Consider the following 17388-nt stretch of genomic DNA (forward strand, 5'->3'; position numbering starts at 1 on the left):
CGCCCCGCTCCCCCCTGCTAAACCCCGCGGCCATGCGCCACGCGGATCTCCTCATCACCGACGGCTGGGACGGCTATCGCCTGCTCGACACGGGCGAGGGGCGCAAGCTCGAGCGGTTCGGCGACGTCGTCATGGACCGGCCCGAGCCGCAGGCGATCTGGGCCAAGGGGAACCCCGGCCTCTGGGCGAAGGCGGACGCGGTCTTCGACGCCGCCGAGGAGGCCGAGCAGGGGGCCTGGCGGTTCGCCCGCGGGCGCCTCGGCGACTGGCCGGTGCCGGTGCGCGACCTCACGATCCTGTGCCGCGCGACCTCGTTCCGCCATGTCGGCATCTTCCCCGAGCAGATCGTGCACTGGGACTGGATGGAGGCGCGCATCAGGGCCGAGCGGCGGCCGGTCTCGGTGCTCAACCTGTTCGGCTATACCGGCGTCGCGAGCCTCGTCTGCGCGCGCGCCGGCGCGAAGGTCACGCATGTCGACGCCTCGAAGAAGGCGATCGCCTGGGCCAAGGAGAACCAGTCCTCGTCCGGCCTCGACGCCGAGGGCGTGCGCTGGATACTCGACGACGCGGTGAAGTTCGCGCAGCGCGAGATCCGCCGCGGCAACACCTACGACGCGATCCTGCTCGACCCGCCGCGCTATGGGCGCGGACCGAACGGCGAGGTCTGGCACCTGTTCGAGCACCTGCCGCTGCTGATGGACCTCTCCCGCCAGCTGCTCTCGAACGAGCCGAGCTTCGTCACGCTCACCGCCTACGCGGTGCGGCTCTCGTTCATGACGCTGCACGAGCTGATGCGCGACGCATTCGGCGCACGGGGCGGTGCGATCGCGTCGGGCGAGCTCGTCACGGTGGATCAGGCGAACGACCGGCACCTGTCCACCTCGCTCTTCGCGCGCTGGACGCCGGAGGCGCCCTGATGGCCGACCACCCCCGGGTGCGCGAGGTGACGAGCCTCTCCAACGCCACCGTGAAGGAGCTGCGCGCGCTGCACGACCGCAAGGGGCGCCGGGAGAGCGGCCTGTTCCTAGCGGAGGGCGCGCGCACCGCGCTGGAGGCGCTCGACAACGGGCGCGCGCCGGAGATCCTGGTCTATCACCGCGAGGGTCGTGAGCGCGACGTCGTGCGCCGGCTGCGAAAGGCCTGCCTCGAGGCAGGCGGCGAGTGCCTCGAGGTCGACGACGCGGTGCTCGCGAAGATCGCGAAGAAGGACAACCCCCAGAGCGTCGTCGCCGCCTTCCGCTGGACGCGCCGCGGCTTCGACGTGATCGACCCCACCACCGCGCGGGTCTTCGTGGCGCTCGATCGGGTGCGCGACCCCGGCAATCTCGGCACGATCGTGCGCACCGCCGACGCGGTGGGGGCGGGGGGCGTGCTGCTCGTCGGCGAGACCTGCGATCCCGCCTCCGTGGAAGCCGTGCGCGCCTCGATGGGCTCGATCTTCGCCGTGCCGCTGTTCGAGGGGAGCGAGGCGGACGTCCTGGCGCTCGCCGCCCGCTGGCCCGGCAGCGTGGTGGGCACGGCGCTGCCGGCCTCGACGCACTACCGTCGCGCGGCCCTGCGCCGGCCGATCCTGCTCGTGATGGGCAACGAGCAGGCGGGGGTGACCGACGCGATCGCGGCCGCCTGCACCGACCTCGTGCGCATCCCCATGCAGGGCCGCGCCGACAGCCTCAACCTCGCGATCGCCACCGCGGTGGCGCTCTACGGGATCGCCGAGCCGGAGGACACGGCGCTCGGCTGAGGGCGGTGCTCGGTCTCGAAGCTCGCGATCTCGCGCGGCATGCCCTGCGCGTCGGCGAAGGCGACCATGTCGCGTCGCACGATCTCCTCGTACTGGCGCGGCGTGCGGATCGTCATGCGCCGGCCGCGGTCGAAGATCACGAGGGGCATGCCGGCGGCGACGCCCGAGCGGAAGATCTCGACGAGCGCCGAGCGCTTCCAGGCGAGCGGCCGGTCCGGGTCGACGAAGACGACGAGGGCGTTCTCGAGCGGGTCCTTGTGAAAATAGGCGCCGGCGTCGAGCGGATGGGGGATGCGCCGGCGGTCCGGGTGGCCCGTGCGCTGGGCGGTGAGGTAGGCGCACTCGTAGGCGCGGCAGGTCTCGGGCCGCTCGGGCGCGCCGAAGATGCCACAGCCGAGCCCGCCCGCGGCCTGGGCGGCGATGTGCCGGCAGGGGCGGTACATCGGCTTGTCGAGGGCATTGATCGCGGGGAGCGTGCAGCAAGAGGTGCAGCCGCGGCAGGGAGAGGCCGCGACGCCGAGCTTCGCCTTGCGCTTCGCCTCGCCCATGCCTGTCGGATTCCGCCGCGGGCAGGACGCGTCAGGCGCCCTGCTTCACCGGCACGCCCTTCTCGGTGAAGAACTGCTGCAGCTCGCCGGACTGGAACATCTCGCGGGTGATGTCGCAGCCGCCGACGAACTCGCCCTTCACGTAGAGCTGCGGGATCGTCGGCCAGTTCGAGTAGTCCTTGATGCCCTGGCGGACGCCCTCGTCGTCGAGGACGTTGACGCCCTTGTAGGGCACGCCGAGGTAGTTGAGGATCTGGACCACCTGGCCCGAGAACCCGCACATGGGGAACTGGGGCGTGCCCTTCATGAAGAGCACGACGTCGTTCCCCTTCACTTCCGCGTCGATCGTCTGCTGCGCGTCGGCCATGGTCGTCTCCTTGCCCCGGCGTTCAAGGCGCCGGACCTCGATGTGCGAGACCCTCCTCAGGTCTCGGCGGGGATGGTGGTGAGCGCGAGCGCGTGCAGCACGCCGCCCATCCGGCCCTGGAGGGCGGAATAGACCATCTGGTGCTGCTGGACGCGGCTCTTGCCCTTGAAGGAGGCCGAGGTGACGGTGGCGGCGTAGTGATCGCCGTCGCCGGCGAGATCGCGGATCTCGACGACGGCGTCGGGGATCGCCTCCTTGATCATGCGCTCGATCTCGCGCGCGTCCATCGGCATCGGGTCGCCTCCCCCTCAGGCCGGCTCGCCCGCCATGTAGGCGGGCAGCCAGGATTCGTGTGCGTCCTTCAAGGACACGACAGATATGGCCCGAGATCCGGGGAGAATCAACGCGTCTCCGCCCGTCTCCCCCAGCCGCGTCGCGGGCACGCCGGCCGCCCGCGCGCGGGCGAGGAGGGCGTCGAGCCGGTCGGCGGGAACGGCGACGAGGTAGCGGCCCTGGTCCTCGCCGAAGAGCGCGGCGTGGCTCGGCAGCGCCCCCGACGGCCCCTCGGGCAGCGCGTCGATCCGCGCCCCGATCCCGCGACCCATGCAGCACTCCGCCAGCGCCACCGCGAGGCCGCCGTCGGAGAGGTCGTGGACGGTGTCGAGCATCCGCTCGGCGATCAGCGCCCGCACCAGCTCGCCGGCGCGGCGCTCGGCGGCGAGGTCGACGGGCGGCGGGGCGCCCTCCTCGCGGCCGCAGACCAGCGCGAGATAGAGCGAAGCGCCGAGCCAGCCCTCCGTCGCGCCCAGCAGCACCACGGCGTCGCCGGCGCGGCGGAACGGGGTCGTGGCGTGCACCGCGCAATCGTCGAGGACGCCGACGCCGCCGATGGTGGGCGTCGGCAGGATGCCGCGGCCGTTCGTCTCGTTGTAGAGCGAGACGTTGCCCGACACGACTGGGAAGTCGAGCGCCGCGCAGGCCTCGCCCAGCCCGCGGATGCAGCCGACGAGCTGGCCCATGTAGTGGGGCCGCTGGGGGTTGCCGAAATTCAGGTTGTCGGTGACGGCGAGCGGGAGGGCACCCACCGCCGAGATGTTGCGATAGGCCTCCGCGACCGCCTGCCTGCCGCCCTCCACCGGGTCCGCCTCGCAATAGCGCGGCGTCACGTCGGTGGTGAGCGCGAGGCCCTTGGGCCCCTCGAGCACCCGCACGATCGCGGCGTCGCCGCCGGGCGGCTGCACCGTGTTCGAACCGATGAGATGGTCGTACTGCTCCCAGACCCAGCGCTTGGAGCAGAGGTCCGGGGAGCCGACGAGCCTCAGGAGGGCCTCGTCGTCGGGGACCGGCGCGGCGACCTCGGCGGGCGCGACCACGGGGCGCTCGGGAGAGGGCGTCCACGGCCGGTCGTAGACCGGCGCCTCGTCGCCGAGCTCCTTGATCGGCAGGTCCGCCTCGATCCGGCCCTGGTGCTCGACCACGAAACGCAGGGTGTCGGTGGTGCGCCCGATCACCGCGAAGTCGAGGCCCCACTTGGCGAAGATCGCCTCGGCCACGTCGCGCTTGCCCGGCTCGAGCACCATGAGCATGCGCTCCTGGCTCTCGGACAGCATCATCTCGTAGGCGGTCATGCCCGCCTCGCGGCAGGGCACGGCGTCGAGGTCGAGATGGATGCCGAGATCGCCCTTGGCGCCCATCTCAACGGCCGACGAGGTCAGCCCCGCCGCGCCCATGTCCTGGATCGCGACGACGGCGCCCGTGGCCATCAGTTCGAGACAGGCCTCCAGCAGCAGCTTCTCGGCGAAGGGGTCGCCCACCTGCACGGTGGGGCGCTTCTCCTCGGCGCCGTCGTCGAACGACGCCGACGCCATGGTGGCGCCGTGGATGCCGTCGCGCCCGGTCTTGGAGCCGAGATAGACGATCGGGTTGCCGACCCCCGTGGCCTTGGCGGTGAAGATGCCGTCGGTGCGCGCCAGCCCCACCGCCATGGCGTTGACGAGGATGTTGCCGTCGTAGGCCCGGTGGAAGCCCACCGAGCCCGCCACGGTGGGCACGCCGAAGGAATTGCCGTAGCCGCCGATGCCCGCGACGACGCCGGCCACGAGATGGCGGGTCTTGGGGTGGTCCGGCGCGCCGAAGCGCAGCGCGTTCACGGCCGCGATCGGCCGCGCGCCCATGGTGAAGACGTCGCGCAGGATGCCGCCGACCCCCGTCGCCGCGCCCTGGTAGGGCTCGATGAAGCTCGGGTGGTTGTGGCTCTCCATCTTGAAGACACAGGCGAGCCCGTCGCCGATGTCGATGACGCCGGCGTTCTCGCCCGGCCCCTGGATCACCCACGGCGCCGAGGTCGGCAGCCCGCGCAGGTGGATGCGCGAGGACTTGTAGGAGCAGTGCTCGTTCCACATGGCCGAGACGATGCCGAGCTCGGTGAGCGTCGGCTCGCGGCCGATCAGCGCGACGAAGCGCGCGTACTCGTCCGGCGCGAGCCCGTGCTCCGCCACGAGCGCGGGGGTGATGAGGGGCGTGGTCGCGTCGGTCATGATCGAGGTCCCGGCTGTCGCGACGGCTGTAGACGCTAGGGCGCTCGGACGCAATCCGGTGCGCCTCCGGCGAGACCTTACCGAACCCTCGACGGCTGTGCCGTTCCGGCACACGGAGCGATGGCACGCATTTCGCTCGAATGCATCGCAAATGCGTATCGAATCGTGGAGATGATCCATGCAGCCCGTCAACCGTTTCATCGCGGACCACTCCGGCGCCACGGCGATCGCCTTCGCGCTGACGATCGTGCCGCTGATCGCGATCGCCGGGGCGGCCGTGGACTACGCCCGCGCGACGAGCGTGAAGGCGGACCTGCAGCGCGCCGCGGACGCGACGGCGCTGCATCTGGCCAGGGAATCGCTCGAGGGGCGCCGGCACGACGCGCAGGCGGTGTTCACCGCCGTGCTCCTGGAGACCGGCGTCGACGTGCTCGGCACGAGCGCGACCGCGGCCTTCGTCGGGACGCACCGCGTCCAGGTCGACGCCACGGCCGCGGTGCCGATGACGCTCGCCTCCTTCCTGATGCCGCGGGTCGACGTCGGTGTGACGGCCACCGCCGCGGCGACGCAGCGCACGACGCCCTTCGAGATCGAGCGGGCTAACCTCAGCGTCGAGGCGGCGGACTACAACGAGCTGCGCGTCTACTGCTATCACGAGCGCCGCGACGAGCGCCTCGGCCCGATCGACGGCACGACGGGCGAGCGCCTGCGGGAGTCGCTGAAGATCGCCGACAACACGGACGAGGGCGTCGCCGCGGCGCCGCGGACGCTCTCGCTGGAATGCGGACCCGGCGAGGCGCTGAGCTACCACCTCGTCAACATCCGCCACGCGCGCACGAGCGCGGCCGCGCGCCGAACCAATGAGCGGTGGGACCACTACACCGACACGACCATGCGCGGCGGTGTCGCGCAGTACAACACCCAGTACCGCGACCTCATCGAAACGATTCGCTGCAGAACCGCGGAGGAGTGCCAGCCCGGGCACCCGGACTCGATCGTCCCCGGCAACGGCCAGCGCAACCGCACCCCCGCCGTGAACACCGAGGTCTGCAATCCTGGTGAATACATGTACTTCGGCTGGGAGGACCGCCCGCCGCACATCGGCCAGTGGACCGACCAGGACTACGACGACATCCGCGTGGTCATGCGCTGCGGCGGGGACGTGCTCGGGCCGATCAGCGTCGCGCTCGTGGAGTGACGCGGGCGCGACCGGCCGGGTCTCACGCCGCCGCCGGCTCCGAGTTCTCGATCAGGACCGCGTAGATCGCCGACGCGTCGTGCGCCGCGCGCAGGCGATCGAGCACGCCCGGGCGGCGCAGGACGCGGGCGACCCGGGCGAGCGCCTTGAGATGGTCCGCGCCGGCGCCCTCGGGGGCGAGCAGCAGGAACAGCACGTCGACGGGCATGCCGTCGATGGCGTCGAAGTCGATCGGCTTCTCGAGCCGCGCCACGAAGCCGAAAAGCCGGTCGAGCTTGGCGAGCTTGCCGTGGGGGATCGCGATCCCCTCGCCGACTCCCGTCGAGCCGAGGCGCTCGCGCTGGAGCAGCGTCTCGAAGACGGCCTGCTGGTCCAGCCCCGTGAGGCCGGCCGCGTGGCTCGCGAGCTCCTGGAGAGCCTGCTTCTTGCCGCCGACCTTCAGGGCGGGAGCGATCGCGTCTGGGGATAGGAGTTCGACTAGCGCCATGACGATCAATCAGCCTCGGGGCCGTGCCGGCGCTCCTCGCGGGTGCGCGGTGCGTGACACGGGTCTCCGAGATCGCAGCTCCTCGTGATCGGTCCCTCTCGGGGCGCGGCTCGTGCGAGGCGCGCGTCAGCGCGCCGGTTCCGGGGGATCGATCCAGCCGATCGCTCCGTCGTGGCGGCGGTATACGACGTTCACGCGTCCGGTGCCAGCGTGGAGAAAGATCATGAACGGCGCACCCGACAGGTCGAGCTCGAGCACGGCCTCCGCCACCGAGCGGCGGTGCAGCGCGCGCGTCGATTCGGCGATGACGACCGGGCTGTAGCCCTCCTCGGCGGCCTCGGTCTCGTCGTCGACCTCCTCGGCGGGGGCCTCCAGGATGGCGTAGGCGGCCTCGACGGGGGCGATCTTGTTGCCCTTGGCGTCCGACTGGTGGTCGCGCAGGCGACGCTTGTGGCGGCGCAGGCGCTTCTCGATGCGGTGTGCCGACTGGTCGAAGGCGGCGTAGGCGTCGTGCGCCATGCCCTGCGATTCGAGGGTCACCCCGGTCGGCAGGTGGATGACGCACTCGGTGCGGAAGCCTGTCCCCTCCCTCTCCACGGTCACGTGGCCGGTGACGGAGCCGTCGAAGTACTTCGCGACGGCGGCGTCCACCCGCCCTTGCACCTGGGCGCGGAGCGCGTCCCCGATGTCCATGTTCTTGCCGGAGATCCGTAGGGTCATGGGCTGTCTCTCCCCGATTGCGACGGGCTCCCCCTTCGCGGCGGGTCTCCGCCCGCGACGGGCCTGGCACCGTTCGTTCCTCCATTTGGTAAGGAGGCGGGGCGCGTCCGTCAACGAACCGGCCGCGCCGCGTCAGCCGCCCTTCGCGCGGCGCCGCTCGATCGAGGAGGGAATGCGCAGCGATTCCCGGTACTTGGCGACGGTGCGCCGGGCGATGTCGATGCCGTCCCCACGCAGGATCTTGACGAGCTGATCGTCGGATAGGACTGCGCTGGGGCGCTCGGCGTCGATCAGCTGCCTGATGCGGTGGCGCACGGCCTCGGAGGAGTGCTGGTCGCCGCCCGTCCCCGCGATCGCCGCCGTGAAGAAGTACTTCATCTCGAACACGCCGCGCAGCGTGCCGATCGACTTGTTGGAGGTGACCCGCGAGACGGTCGATTCGTGCATGCCGATCGCGTCGGCGATGGTGCGCAGGTTGAGCGGTCGCAGGTGGGTGACGCCGTGGGCGAAGAAGCCGTCCTGCTGGCGCACGATCTCGCTCGCCACCTTGAGGATCGTCTTCGCCCGCTGGTCGAGGGAGCGGGTGAGCCAGTTCGCGTTCTGCAGGCACTCGGTGACGAAGGCGCGCTCGGTCTCCGTCTTGGCCGACCGGGCGACGCGGGCGTAGTAGGCTTGGTTCATCAGGACGCGCGGCAGCGTGTCCGGGTTGAGGTCGATCAGCCAGGAGCCGTCGGGCGCGGGGCGCACGAAGACGTCGGGCACGAGCACCTCGACGGGCGCGCCGCCGAAGGCGCGGCCGGGCTTGGGGTCGAGGGCGCGGATCTCGCGGATCATCTGCGCGAGGTCCTCCTCGTCGACGCCGCACAGGCGCTCGAGCGCCTTGAGGTCGCGCTTGGCGAGGAGGTCGAGGCGCGAGACCAGCGCCTGCATGGCGGGATCGAAACGGTCGCGCTCGCGCAGCTGGATCGCGAGGCATTCGGCGAGGTCGCGAGCCCCCACGCCCGCGGGATCGAAGCGCTGGATCGTGGCGAGGACGCGCTCCACCAGGGCGACCGGGCACGACAGCCGCTCGGCGACCGCCTCGACGCTCTCGGCGAGCCAGCCCGCCTCGTCGATCGCGTCGATCAGGAACCGGCCGACGAGGCGCTCCATCGGGTCGACGACGGCGAGGTCGAGCTGCGAGGCGAGATGCTCCGCGAGCGTCGTCTCCCGCGCGAGGCGCGCCTCGAAATCGGTCTCGGGACCGTCGAACGACCCGCCCGGGCCGACGCCCGTCCAGGGGCCGGGCGCGAGCGGCAGCCGGTCGCCCTCGGCGAAGGCCTGCGCGTCCGGCTGCGGGCCGACACCCGCCGCGTCGGGATCGAAGGAATTGTCGAGGGACGTGTCGAGGTCGCCCTCCAGGGCCGTGCGGTCGGAGCTGAGCGTGTCCGTGTCCCACGCCGGGGGCTCTTCCGAAATCGGCTCGGGCCGCTCGGGGGCGTCGGGCGCGTCGTTCTCCTCGTGGCGCTCCAGCAGCGGATTGCGCTCGAGTTCGGCGTCGACGTAGGCGACGAGGTCGAGGTGGGAGAGCTGCAGGAGCTTGATCGCCTGCAGGAGCTGAGGCGTCATCACCAGGGACTGGCCCTGGCGCAGCTCCATTCGTTGCGACAGACTCATGAATACCCTCGCGACCGCCCAGCCGGGCTCCCCGGCATGGAATTTGCTTTGCGATCGTTACGATACTTATAAGCCGGCGCGGGGTTCGTCAAAGCGTCGGTGGGCCCCCACCCTCGACGCGACGCAGGCGCCCGGCGCCTGTTGCAATGCGGCAACGGCCACGCTTCGGCTGCTTCCTCCCCGCAGGGGAGGACGACGGCCGAAGGACGGAGGGTGGGGAGGACGGCGGACCGGCCCGCCCGTATGGTCGAACGGCCCCGCCGCCCGCGCTTCGCGCGGAATCCTCCCCTGCGGGGAGGAACCGAGGTCGCGTTCCGTGATCAGCCGGCCGCCTTTTGCTCCAGGCGCCGCGCGTGGAGCACCGGCTCGGTGTAGCCCGAGGGCTGGACGCGACCCTCGAGGACGAGGTCGCAGGCGGCGCGGAAGGCCGGGCCGTCGAAGGCGGGCGCCATCGGCTGGTAGAGCGGGTCGGAGGCGTTCTGGCGGTCGACCACCGCCGCCATGCGCTTCATGGTCTCGAGAACCTGCTCGCGCGAGACGACCCCGTGATGCAGCCAGTTCGCCAGGTGCTGCGAGGAGATGCGGCAGGTCGCGCGGTCCTCCATCAGCCCGACGTCGTGGATGTCGGGCACCTTGGAGCAGCCCACGCCCTGGTCGATCCAGCGCACGACGTAGCCGAGGATGCCCTGGGCGTTGTTCTCGATCTCGGAGCGGACCTCCTCCTCCGACCAGTTCGGCCGGTCCGCCAGCGGGATCGTCAGGATGTCGGACAGCGGCGCGCGGGCGCGGGTGGCGAGCTGCTCCTGGCGGGCCTTGACGTCCACCTGGTGGTAGTGCGTGGCGTGGAGCGTCGCAGCGGTGGGGGAGGGGACCCAGGCGCAGCTCGCGCCCGCCTTCGGGTGGCCGACCTTCTGCTCGAGCATGGCCTTCATGCGGTCGGGCATGGCCCACATGCCCTTGCCGATCTGTGCCCGGCCGACGAGCCCGCAGGCGAGCCCGACGTCGACGTTGTTGTTCTCGTAGGCCCTGATCCAGGCCGTGCCCTTCATGTCGTTCTTGCGGACCATCGGCCCGGCTTCCATCGAGGTGTGGATCTCGTCGCCGGTGCGGTCGAGGAAGCCCGTATTGATGAACACGACGCGGTTCTTCGCGGCGCGGATGCACTCCTTGAGGTTCACCGTGGTGCGGCGCTCCTCGTCCATGATGCCGACCTTGAGCGTGAAGCGCGCGAGGCCGAGCGCGTCCTCCACCCGGCCGAAGATCTCGTTCGTGAAGGCGACCTCCTCGGGGCCGTGCATCTTCGGCTTGACGATGTAGACCGAGCCGGCGCGCGAGTTGCCCGGGCCGTTGCCCTTCAGGTCGTGGATGGCGATCAGCGACGTGATCATCGCGTCGAGCAGGCCCTCGAAGACCTCGTTCCCTTCGCGGTCGAGCACGGCGGGGTTGGTCATCAGGTGGCCGACGTTGCGGATCAGCATCAGCGAGCGGCCGTGGAGCCGCAACTCCCGGCCCTTCGGATCGATGTAGGCGCGGTCGGGATCGAGGCGGCGGATGAAGGTCCGCCCGCCCTTCGTCACCTCCGTGGTGAGATCGCCCGTCATGAGGCCGAGCCAGTTACGGTAGGCGCCGACCTTGTCGGCGGCGTCGACGCAGGCGACGGAATCCTCGCAGTCCATGATGGTGGAGACGGCGGATTCGAGGATCACGTCCGCGACGCCGGCCTTGTCGGTCTTGCCGATCGCGTGGGCGCGGTCGACGACGATCTCCGCGTGGAGCGCGTTGTGGCGCAGGAGCACGCCGTCGGGCGCATCCGCGCCGCCGCGGTAGCCGACGAAGCGGCTCGCGTCCTTCAGCCGGGTCTCGGCGCCGCCCTCGAGGGCGACGACGAGCGCGCCGTCCGCGACGCGGTAGCCGGTCGCGCCAGCGTGGGAGCCGTGGACGAGGGGCGCGATCGTGTCGAGGAAGCCCTTCGCCCAGGCGATCACCCGCGCCCCGCGCTGCGGATCGTAGCCGCCGTCCTCGGGGAGGTCGCCGAGGGCGTCGGTGCCGTAGAGCGCGTCGTAGAGCGAGCCGAAGCGGGCGTTGGCGGCGTTCAGCGCATAGCGCGCGTTGGTAATCGGGACGACGAGCTGCGGGCCGGCGATCGTGGCGATCTCCGGGTCGACGTTGCCGGTCTCGACGGTGAAGTCCGGTCCCTCCGGGACGAGGTAGCCGATCTCGCGCAGGAAGGCCTCGTAGGCGGCGGCATCGTGCGGCGTGCCGCGGCGCTCCAGGTGCCAGGCATCGATGGCGCTCTGGAGCGCCTCCCGCCGGGCGAGCAGCGCGCGGTTCTTCGGCGCGAGGTCGTGCACCAGGCCCGCGAGGCCGCGCCAGAAGGCGTCGGGGGAAACCCCCGTCCCGGGCAGCGCCTCCTCCTCGAGGAAGGCGTGGAGCTCGGCGGCGACCTTGAGGCCGTGGGCGTCGATGCGCTGCGTCATGGCTATCCTCCCTCGTCGTGGACCGCGATGGGCCGAGGCCAGGAGCTAGCAGCGCGGCGCCCGGGGTTCAATCGCGGGGGGAGGGGAGGGATCTTTTCGAGAATGGAAACAATGAGGGCGCGGTGTTTCGTGCGCGTCCCCTCCCCGGAGCGGAGGACGGAGGCCGGAGGGTGGGGAGGGCGGCGGGCCGGCTCGACCTGCTGCCGAACGGTCCCAACGCCCGCGTCGAGGCGTGGACTCCGCCCCTCCGGGGACGGACGGGCGCGGGCGAACCGTCGCCGTGCCGCGCGCGTTCTCGAACGTGCCTCGCCACCCAGGAGACGATGTGACCACCGGCTTCTTCCGCTTCGGCTTCGCGGCACTCGTCGCGCTGTTCGCCGCCTACGTCGCGGAGCCCTACCTGCTGCGGCTGTTCTTCGCCGAGGGCGAGCCCCGCGCGATCTCCGTGCGCGGCGACCTCGGCGGCATGGAGATCAACGCCGTGGAGGTGTTCGCGCAGGCCTCGCCATCTGTCGTCCACGTGTTCGGGCGTGCGCCCGGCGCCGGCATCGGCGGCCCGCGGGGCGGTGGGTTGCAGTCGGGCTCCGGGTTCGTGTGGGACCGATCCGGGCACGTCGTCACCAACAACCACGTGATCTCGGGCGCGCAGGAGGTGTCCGTGCGGTTCGCCGACGGGGAGATCGTCGAGGCGTCGGTCGTCGGCCGCGCGCCCAACGTCGACATCGCCGTCCTGCGGCTGTCGCGCCCCTCCCGCATCCCTCCGCCGCTGCCGATCGGCTCCTCCGCCGAGCTCGTCGTGGGGCAATGGACCTACGCCATCGGCAACCCGTTCGGCCTCGACCAGACGCTGACGACGGGCGTCGTCTCCGCGCTCCAGCGGACGCTGCCGACCGGGCGCGGCCGGGAGATCGCCGACGTGATCCAGACCGATGCGGCGATCAATCCCGGCAACTCGGGCGGGCCTCTGCTCGATTCCGCCGCGCGGGTGATCGGTGTCAACACGGCGATCTTCTCGCCCTCTGGTGCCTCGGCCGGGATCGGCTTCGCGGTGCCCATCGACGTGGTCGGCGAGGTCGTGCCGCAGCTCATCCGCGACGGGACGGTGCCCACGCCCGGCATCGGCGTCGTCATCGGCGAGGACGCGATCTCGCGCCGGCTCGGCATCGACGGTGTCGTGGTGCTGCGCGTCGTGCGCGCCTCGCCCGCCGAGGAGGCGGGGCTCGAGGGCATCGACATGCGCACGGGCGCCATCGGCGACATCATCCTCGCCGTCGACGGCACGCCGGTCGCGACCTTCGCCGACCTCACCCGCGTGCTCGGCGACGTCGAGGTGGGCGACGACGTCCGCCTGCTCGTGTTGCGCGACGGCGCGCCGCGGGAGGTGGTGGTGGCGACGCAGGACGTCTCGGCGCGGCTGTGAAGATCACCACGTGAGGGTCCGCGGGTCCTCGACCGGCAGCCCGTCGTTCAGGCGCAGGCCCCCCTTGATGCAGCGGATCAGCGTCCACACGACGAAGAACAGCAGCACGAGCCAGCCGATCATCACGAGACTCAGCACGGAGCCGACGACGAGCATGACGAGTCCGAACCAGAACGTCCGGATCTGGTACTGCATGTGGGTGGCGGTGACCGGGTCGGCCTCCTTGACGCGCACGTGCGCGATGATCACGCCGATCAGTGCCGAGAAGCCCGTGAAGAATCCGACGAGATACAAGCCGTAGATGATGAAGCCGAGCATCTTGTCGCGCGGCTCGGACACGGGGCCGGGCTTGGCGAGGGCGCCGTCGTTCGGGGCGGTGGTCATGACGTAGGCACTCCGAGGCGAGATCGACTGCGCGCCGCTCCATGCCGAGCGACGCTCTCGACGAACCTTAGCACGACGAAAGACGAATAGGACTCCAGTTCTACGCCCGACGAGCGGGATATCCCGGTGGCGGAACGGCGACTGCAATCGCTCGCCGGGCGATTCGGCGGCTGGGCTACTCGGCCGCTTTGGCCACAACCGCCTCACCCGGATTCCGCAACCGCTCGACGAGCACCGCCTCCTCCGCCTTCGCGGCGGCGAGAGTGCGCTCCTTGACGTGCCCGAAGCCGCGGATCTTGGCCGGCAGCGAGGCGAGCCCCACCGCGGTGACGTGCGTCTCGCGGGAGAGGCGCGCGACGATCTCCTCGAGCAGCGCCATGTAGTCGCGGATCAGCCGGCGCTCGATCCGCCGCTCGGCCGTCCAGCCGAAGACGTCGAGCGGGGTGCCGCGCAGGCCCTTGAACCGCGCGAGAACGCCGAAGGCCTTCATCATCCACGGCCCGAAGGTGATCTTGCGCGGCAGGCCGGTCGTCTTGTCCCTGGGCGCGAGCAGCGGCGGGGCCAGGTGGAACGTGTAGCGCAGGTTCTCGCCCTCGAAGGTCTGGTTCACCTGCTCCTGGAACGCGCCGTCCGAATAGAGCCGCGCCACCTCGTACTCGTCCTTGTAGGCCATGAGCTTGAACAGGTTGCGCGCCACCGCCTGCGCCAGCGCGTCCGAGCCCGGCACCTTGTCCGCCTCCGCCTCGCGAATCTTGGCGACGAGCCGCTCGTAGGTCCGCGCCCAACGCTTGTTCTGGTAGGCGGTCAGGAACTCCACGCGGCGGACCACGGCCTCGTCGAGGGTCTCCGAGAGCGTGCGCGCCTTGGTCGGCGCCTTCAGCGAGGCGACGAGCGTCGCGAGCCCCTGCGGGTGCGCCGCGGCACGGCGGCCGATGCGGAAGGCCTCGAGGTTCATCGGCACCGCCTCGCCGTTGAGCGCGATGGCGCGCTCGATCGCGTCCCCCGAGAGCGGGATCGCGCCGCGTTGGTAGGCGAAGCCGAGCATCATCATGTTCGCCGCGATGGCGTTGCCGAGAACCGCGGTGGCGATGGCGGTGGCGTCGAGGAAGTCGAGCCTTTCGCCGCCGGCGTGACGCTCGATCTCGCGGCGCAGGCGCACCGCCGGGAGCGAGAAATCCGGGTTGCGGGTGAAGTCGCCCGGGTAGGTCTCCGCCGTGTTGACGACGAGCGCGGTGCGGCCCGCGGACACGCCGGCGAGCACCTTCTTCATGCCCGTCACGACGAGGTCGCAGCCGAGCACGAGATCGGCCGAGCCCGCCGCGACGCGGATCGCGTGGATCTCGTCGGGGGTGTTGGCGAGGCGCACGTGGGAATAGACCGCGCCCCCCTTCTGGGCGAGGCCGGCCATGTCGATCATGCCGCAGCCCTTGCCCTCGAGATGGGCCGCCATGCCGAGGATGGCGCCGATCGTGACGACGCCGGTGCCGCCCACGCCCGTGACGATGCAGTTCCAGGTGCGATCGATGCCGGGGATCGCGGGCTCCGGCACCGCCTCGGGCAGCGCGTCCGCGGAGCCCGATACCTTCGCCTTCTTCGGCTTGGCGCCCTCCACCGTGACGAAGGAGGGGCAGAAGCCCTTCACGCAGGAGAAGTCCTTGTTGCAGTTCGACTGGTCGATCTGCCGCTTGCGGCCGTACTCGGTCTCGAGCGGCTGCACGGCGACGCAGTTCGACTGAACCGAGCAATCCCCGCAGCCCTCGCAGACGAGCTCGTTGATGATCACGCGCTTGTCGGGATCGGGATAGGTGCCGCGCTTGCGGCGCCGGCGCTTCTCGGAGGCGCAGGTCTGGTCGTAGATCAGGACGGAGACGCCGCCCACCTCAGCGAGCGTCCGCTGCACGTCGTCGAGATCGTCGCGGTGGTGGATCGTGATCCCGTCCGGCCACTTCACCGTCTTGGGGTACTTGTCCGGCTCGTCGGTGACGAGCGCGATGCGCTCGACGCCCTCGGCGCGCACCTGGCGGGCGATCATGTCGACGGTGAGCGCGCCCTCGTGGGGCTGGCCGCCGGTCATTGCGACCGCGTCGTTGTAGAGGATCTTGTAGGTGATGTTGGTCTTCGTGTGCGCGGCCCAGCGCAGGGCCAGCACGCCGGAGTGGTTGTAGGTGCCGTCGCCGAGGTTCTGGAAGACGTGGCCGCGCGTCGAAAACGGCGCCTCGCCGATCCAGTTCGCGCCCTCGCCGCCCATCTGGGTGAAGCCCTGGGTGCCCCGCTCCATCCACTGGACCATGTAGTGACAGCCGATGCCGGCATAGGCGCGCATGCCGTCCGGCACCTTGGTCGAGGTGTTGTGCGGGCAGCCGGCGCAGAAATGCGGCGTGCGGGTGCCGACGTCCGTCGTCTGGGCGAGCACCTCCTGCGCCTGCCGGATGCGCGCGACGCGCCCGGCGAGGTCGTCGTCGGAATGGTAGCGCAGCAGCCGCTCGCCGAGCGCCACCGCGATCTCGTTCGAATCGAGCGCGCCCTTGACGGGGAAGAGCCATTTGCCCTCCTCGTCCTTCTTGCCGATGCAGGTCGGCTGGTTCGCGGTGCCGTAGAGCTCCTCGCGGACCTGGACCTCGATCAGCGAGCGCTTCTCCTCGACCACCATGACGAGATCGAGCCCGCGGGCGAAGTCGACGAGCTCGCGCTGCGACAGCGGCCAGGGGCAGGCGACCTTGTAGAGGCGAAGCCCCATGTCGTTGGCCTTGACCTCGTCGAGGCCGAGCTCGTCCATGGCCTGGCGCACGTCGAGATAGGACTTGCCCACCGTGATCACGCCGATCTTGGGTGCGCGCCCGCCGGACAGCACGAGCTTGTTCAGCCCGTTCGCGCGCACGTAGGCGAGCATCGCGTCGCGCTTGAAGTCGTGGAGGCGGGCCTCCTGCTCGAGGATGCCGTCGCCCGCGCGGATGTTGAGCCCGCCCGGGGGCATCACGAAGTCGTCGGGGATCTCGATCTTCACGCGCCCGAGCGAGGCGTCGACCGAGGCGGTGGACTCGATGTTGTCCTTCACGCACTTGAAGGCGACCCACGCGCCCGTGAAGCGGCTCATGGCGAAGCCGTGCAGGCCGTAGTCGAGGATCTCCTGGACGCCCGCGGGGTTCAGGATCGGCATCATCACGTCGACGAAGTGGAACTCGGACTGGTGCGCCACGGTCGAGCTCTCGGCGGTGTGGTCGTCGCCCATCAGCGCGAGCACGCCACCGTTGGCCGCCGAGCCGGCCATGTTGCCGTGGCGGAAGACGTCCCCGGAGCGGTCGACGCCGGGACCCTTGCCGTACCAGACGCCGAACACGCCGTCGTGCCTGCCCTCGCCGCGCATCTGCGCCTGCTGGGAGCCCCACACGGCGGTGGCGGCGAGCTCCTCGTTCAGCCCCGGCTGGAACACGATGTTCGCCGCGGCGAGCTGCTTCTTGGCGCGAAACAGGTTGAGGTCGAGCCCGCCGATCGGCGAGCCGCGGTAGCCGGAGACGAAGCCCGCCGTGTCGAGGCCGGCGAGCCGATCGCGCGCGCGCTGCATCAGCAGCATGCGGATGATCGCCTGCGTTCCCGTGAGGAAGACGCGCTCCTTGCCGAGATCGTACTTGTCGTCGAGCGAGACCTCGCGCAGGGCGCGGCCGATGGCGCCCGCGGCGCGCTCGGCCGCGGCGGTCTCGCGATCGGGCGCGGTCCCGGGGGCGTCCGTCCCGAGTGCCTCGGGTCCGGCGGCGCGGCGTACGTCGTCCATGGCATCCTCCTCCTCGAGGCCGCGCCCGCCGGGTATCCCGGTCTTGTCGCGCGTTTTTACGTCAGCAATGCTGACATATCCCGC

14 protein-coding genes are annotated in these 17388 nt (G+C 71.0%); 4 read left to right on the forward strand and 10 right to left on the reverse strand.

What is annotated here, in order from left to right:
- Window positions 1-32: 32 nt before the first annotated feature.
- Together AB9M23_RS14295 and AB9M23_RS14300 are read left to right on the forward strand one after the other, a co-directional pair.
- Entirely contained in the window at window positions 33-917 is an 885-nt protein-coding gene (locus AB9M23_RS14295; protein ID WP_372425229.1) for an RsmD family RNA methyltransferase, read from the forward strand.
- Complete coding sequence (locus tag AB9M23_RS14300) at window positions 917-1741, forward strand: TrmH family RNA methyltransferase (RefSeq protein WP_372425230.1); 825 nt, start codon at window positions 917-919, stop codon at window positions 1739-1741. Before AB9M23_RS14295 ends, AB9M23_RS14300 begins: the two co-directional genes overlap by 1 nt.
- On the opposite strand, the gene AB9M23_RS14305 is transcribed toward AB9M23_RS14300, so the two are convergent.
- The 4 genes from AB9M23_RS14305 to purL are packed head-to-tail and all read right to left on the reverse strand — an operon-like array spanning window position 1702 to window position 5193.
- The gene (locus AB9M23_RS14305; RefSeq protein ID WP_372425231.1) at window positions 1702-2289 is read right to left on the reverse strand and encodes a hypothetical protein; all 588 of its coding nucleotides are present in this window, start codon (window positions 2287-2289) and stop codon (window positions 1702-1704) included. The two genes, AB9M23_RS14300 and AB9M23_RS14305, sit on opposite strands and share 40 nt — an antisense overlap.
- 31 nt (window positions 2290-2320) lie before the next feature.
- On the reverse strand, window positions 2321-2656 hold the full coding sequence (gene grxD, locus AB9M23_RS14310; RefSeq protein WP_372425232.1) for a Grx4 family monothiol glutaredoxin: 336 nt from the start codon (window positions 2654-2656) through the stop codon (window positions 2321-2323).
- Window positions 2657-2712: 56 nt separating this feature from the next.
- Window positions 2713-2949 carry a BolA/IbaG family iron-sulfur metabolism protein gene (locus AB9M23_RS14315; protein ID WP_372425233.1) on the reverse strand — a complete coding sequence of 79 codons (237 nt, stop codon included), beginning with the start codon at window positions 2947-2949 and terminating at the stop codon, window positions 2713-2715.
- 15 nt (window positions 2950-2964) lie between these two features.
- On the reverse strand, window positions 2965-5193 hold the full coding sequence (gene purL, locus AB9M23_RS14320) for a phosphoribosylformylglycinamidine synthase subunit PurL (protein ID WP_372425234.1): 2229 nt from the start codon (window positions 5191-5193) through the stop codon (window positions 2965-2967).
- A 178-nt stretch (window positions 5194-5371) separates the two neighbouring features.
- Between purL and AB9M23_RS14325 the strand changes: the two genes are divergently transcribed.
- Window positions 5372-6391 (forward strand): TadE/TadG family type IV pilus assembly protein, encoded by a 1020-nt coding sequence (locus AB9M23_RS14325; protein WP_372425235.1) that lies wholly within the window; start codon window positions 5372-5374, stop codon window positions 6389-6391.
- Between the two features lie 22 nt (window positions 6392-6413).
- On the opposite strand, the gene ptsN is transcribed toward AB9M23_RS14325, so the two are convergent.
- The 4 genes from ptsN to AB9M23_RS14345 form a co-directional block, all read right to left on the reverse strand.
- Window positions 6414-6878, reverse strand: coding sequence for a PTS IIA-like nitrogen regulatory protein PtsN (gene ptsN / locus AB9M23_RS14330; RefSeq protein WP_372425236.1), 465 nt, complete (start codon window positions 6876-6878; stop codon window positions 6414-6416).
- A 126-nt stretch (window positions 6879-7004) separates the two neighbouring features.
- Window positions 7005-7598 carry a ribosome hibernation-promoting factor, HPF/YfiA family gene (gene hpf, locus AB9M23_RS14335; RefSeq protein ID WP_372425237.1) on the reverse strand — a complete coding sequence of 198 codons (594 nt, stop codon included), beginning with the start codon at window positions 7596-7598 and terminating at the stop codon, window positions 7005-7007.
- A 132-nt stretch (window positions 7599-7730) separates the two neighbouring features.
- Complete coding sequence (rpoN, locus tag AB9M23_RS14340; protein WP_372425238.1) at window positions 7731-9254, reverse strand: RNA polymerase factor sigma-54; 1524 nt, start codon at window positions 9252-9254, stop codon at window positions 7731-7733.
- Window positions 9255-9574: 320 nt separating this feature from the next.
- Window positions 9575-11731: a malate synthase G gene (locus AB9M23_RS14345; RefSeq protein WP_372425239.1), complete on the reverse strand. Its 2157-nt coding sequence runs from the start codon at window positions 11729-11731 to the stop codon at window positions 9575-9577.
- Window positions 11732-12056: 325 nt separating this feature from the next.
- On the opposite strand from AB9M23_RS14345, the gene AB9M23_RS14350 reads away from it, so the two are divergent.
- Window positions 12057-13151, forward strand: coding sequence for a S1C family serine protease (locus AB9M23_RS14350; protein ID WP_372425240.1), 1095 nt, complete (start codon window positions 12057-12059; stop codon window positions 13149-13151).
- 3 nt (window positions 13152-13154) lie between these two features.
- Here AB9M23_RS14350 and AB9M23_RS14355 read toward each other — a convergent pair whose 3' ends face one another.
- The gene (locus AB9M23_RS14355; protein WP_372425241.1) at window positions 13155-13535 is read right to left on the reverse strand and encodes a DUF4870 family protein; all 381 of its coding nucleotides are present in this window, start codon (window positions 13533-13535) and stop codon (window positions 13155-13157) included.
- Between the two features lie 175 nt (window positions 13536-13710).
- A complete protein-coding gene (locus tag AB9M23_RS14360) occupies window positions 13711-17304 on the reverse strand; it encodes an indolepyruvate ferredoxin oxidoreductase family protein (protein WP_372425242.1) in 3594 nt (1197 codons plus the stop codon).
- Window positions 17305-17388 lie beyond the last annotated feature (84 nt).

Origin of the sequence: Salinarimonas chemoclinalis, assembly GCF_041514305.1 — a bacterium.
Lineage (GTDB): Bacteria > Pseudomonadota > Alphaproteobacteria > Rhizobiales > Beijerinckiaceae > Salinarimonas > Salinarimonas chemoclinalis.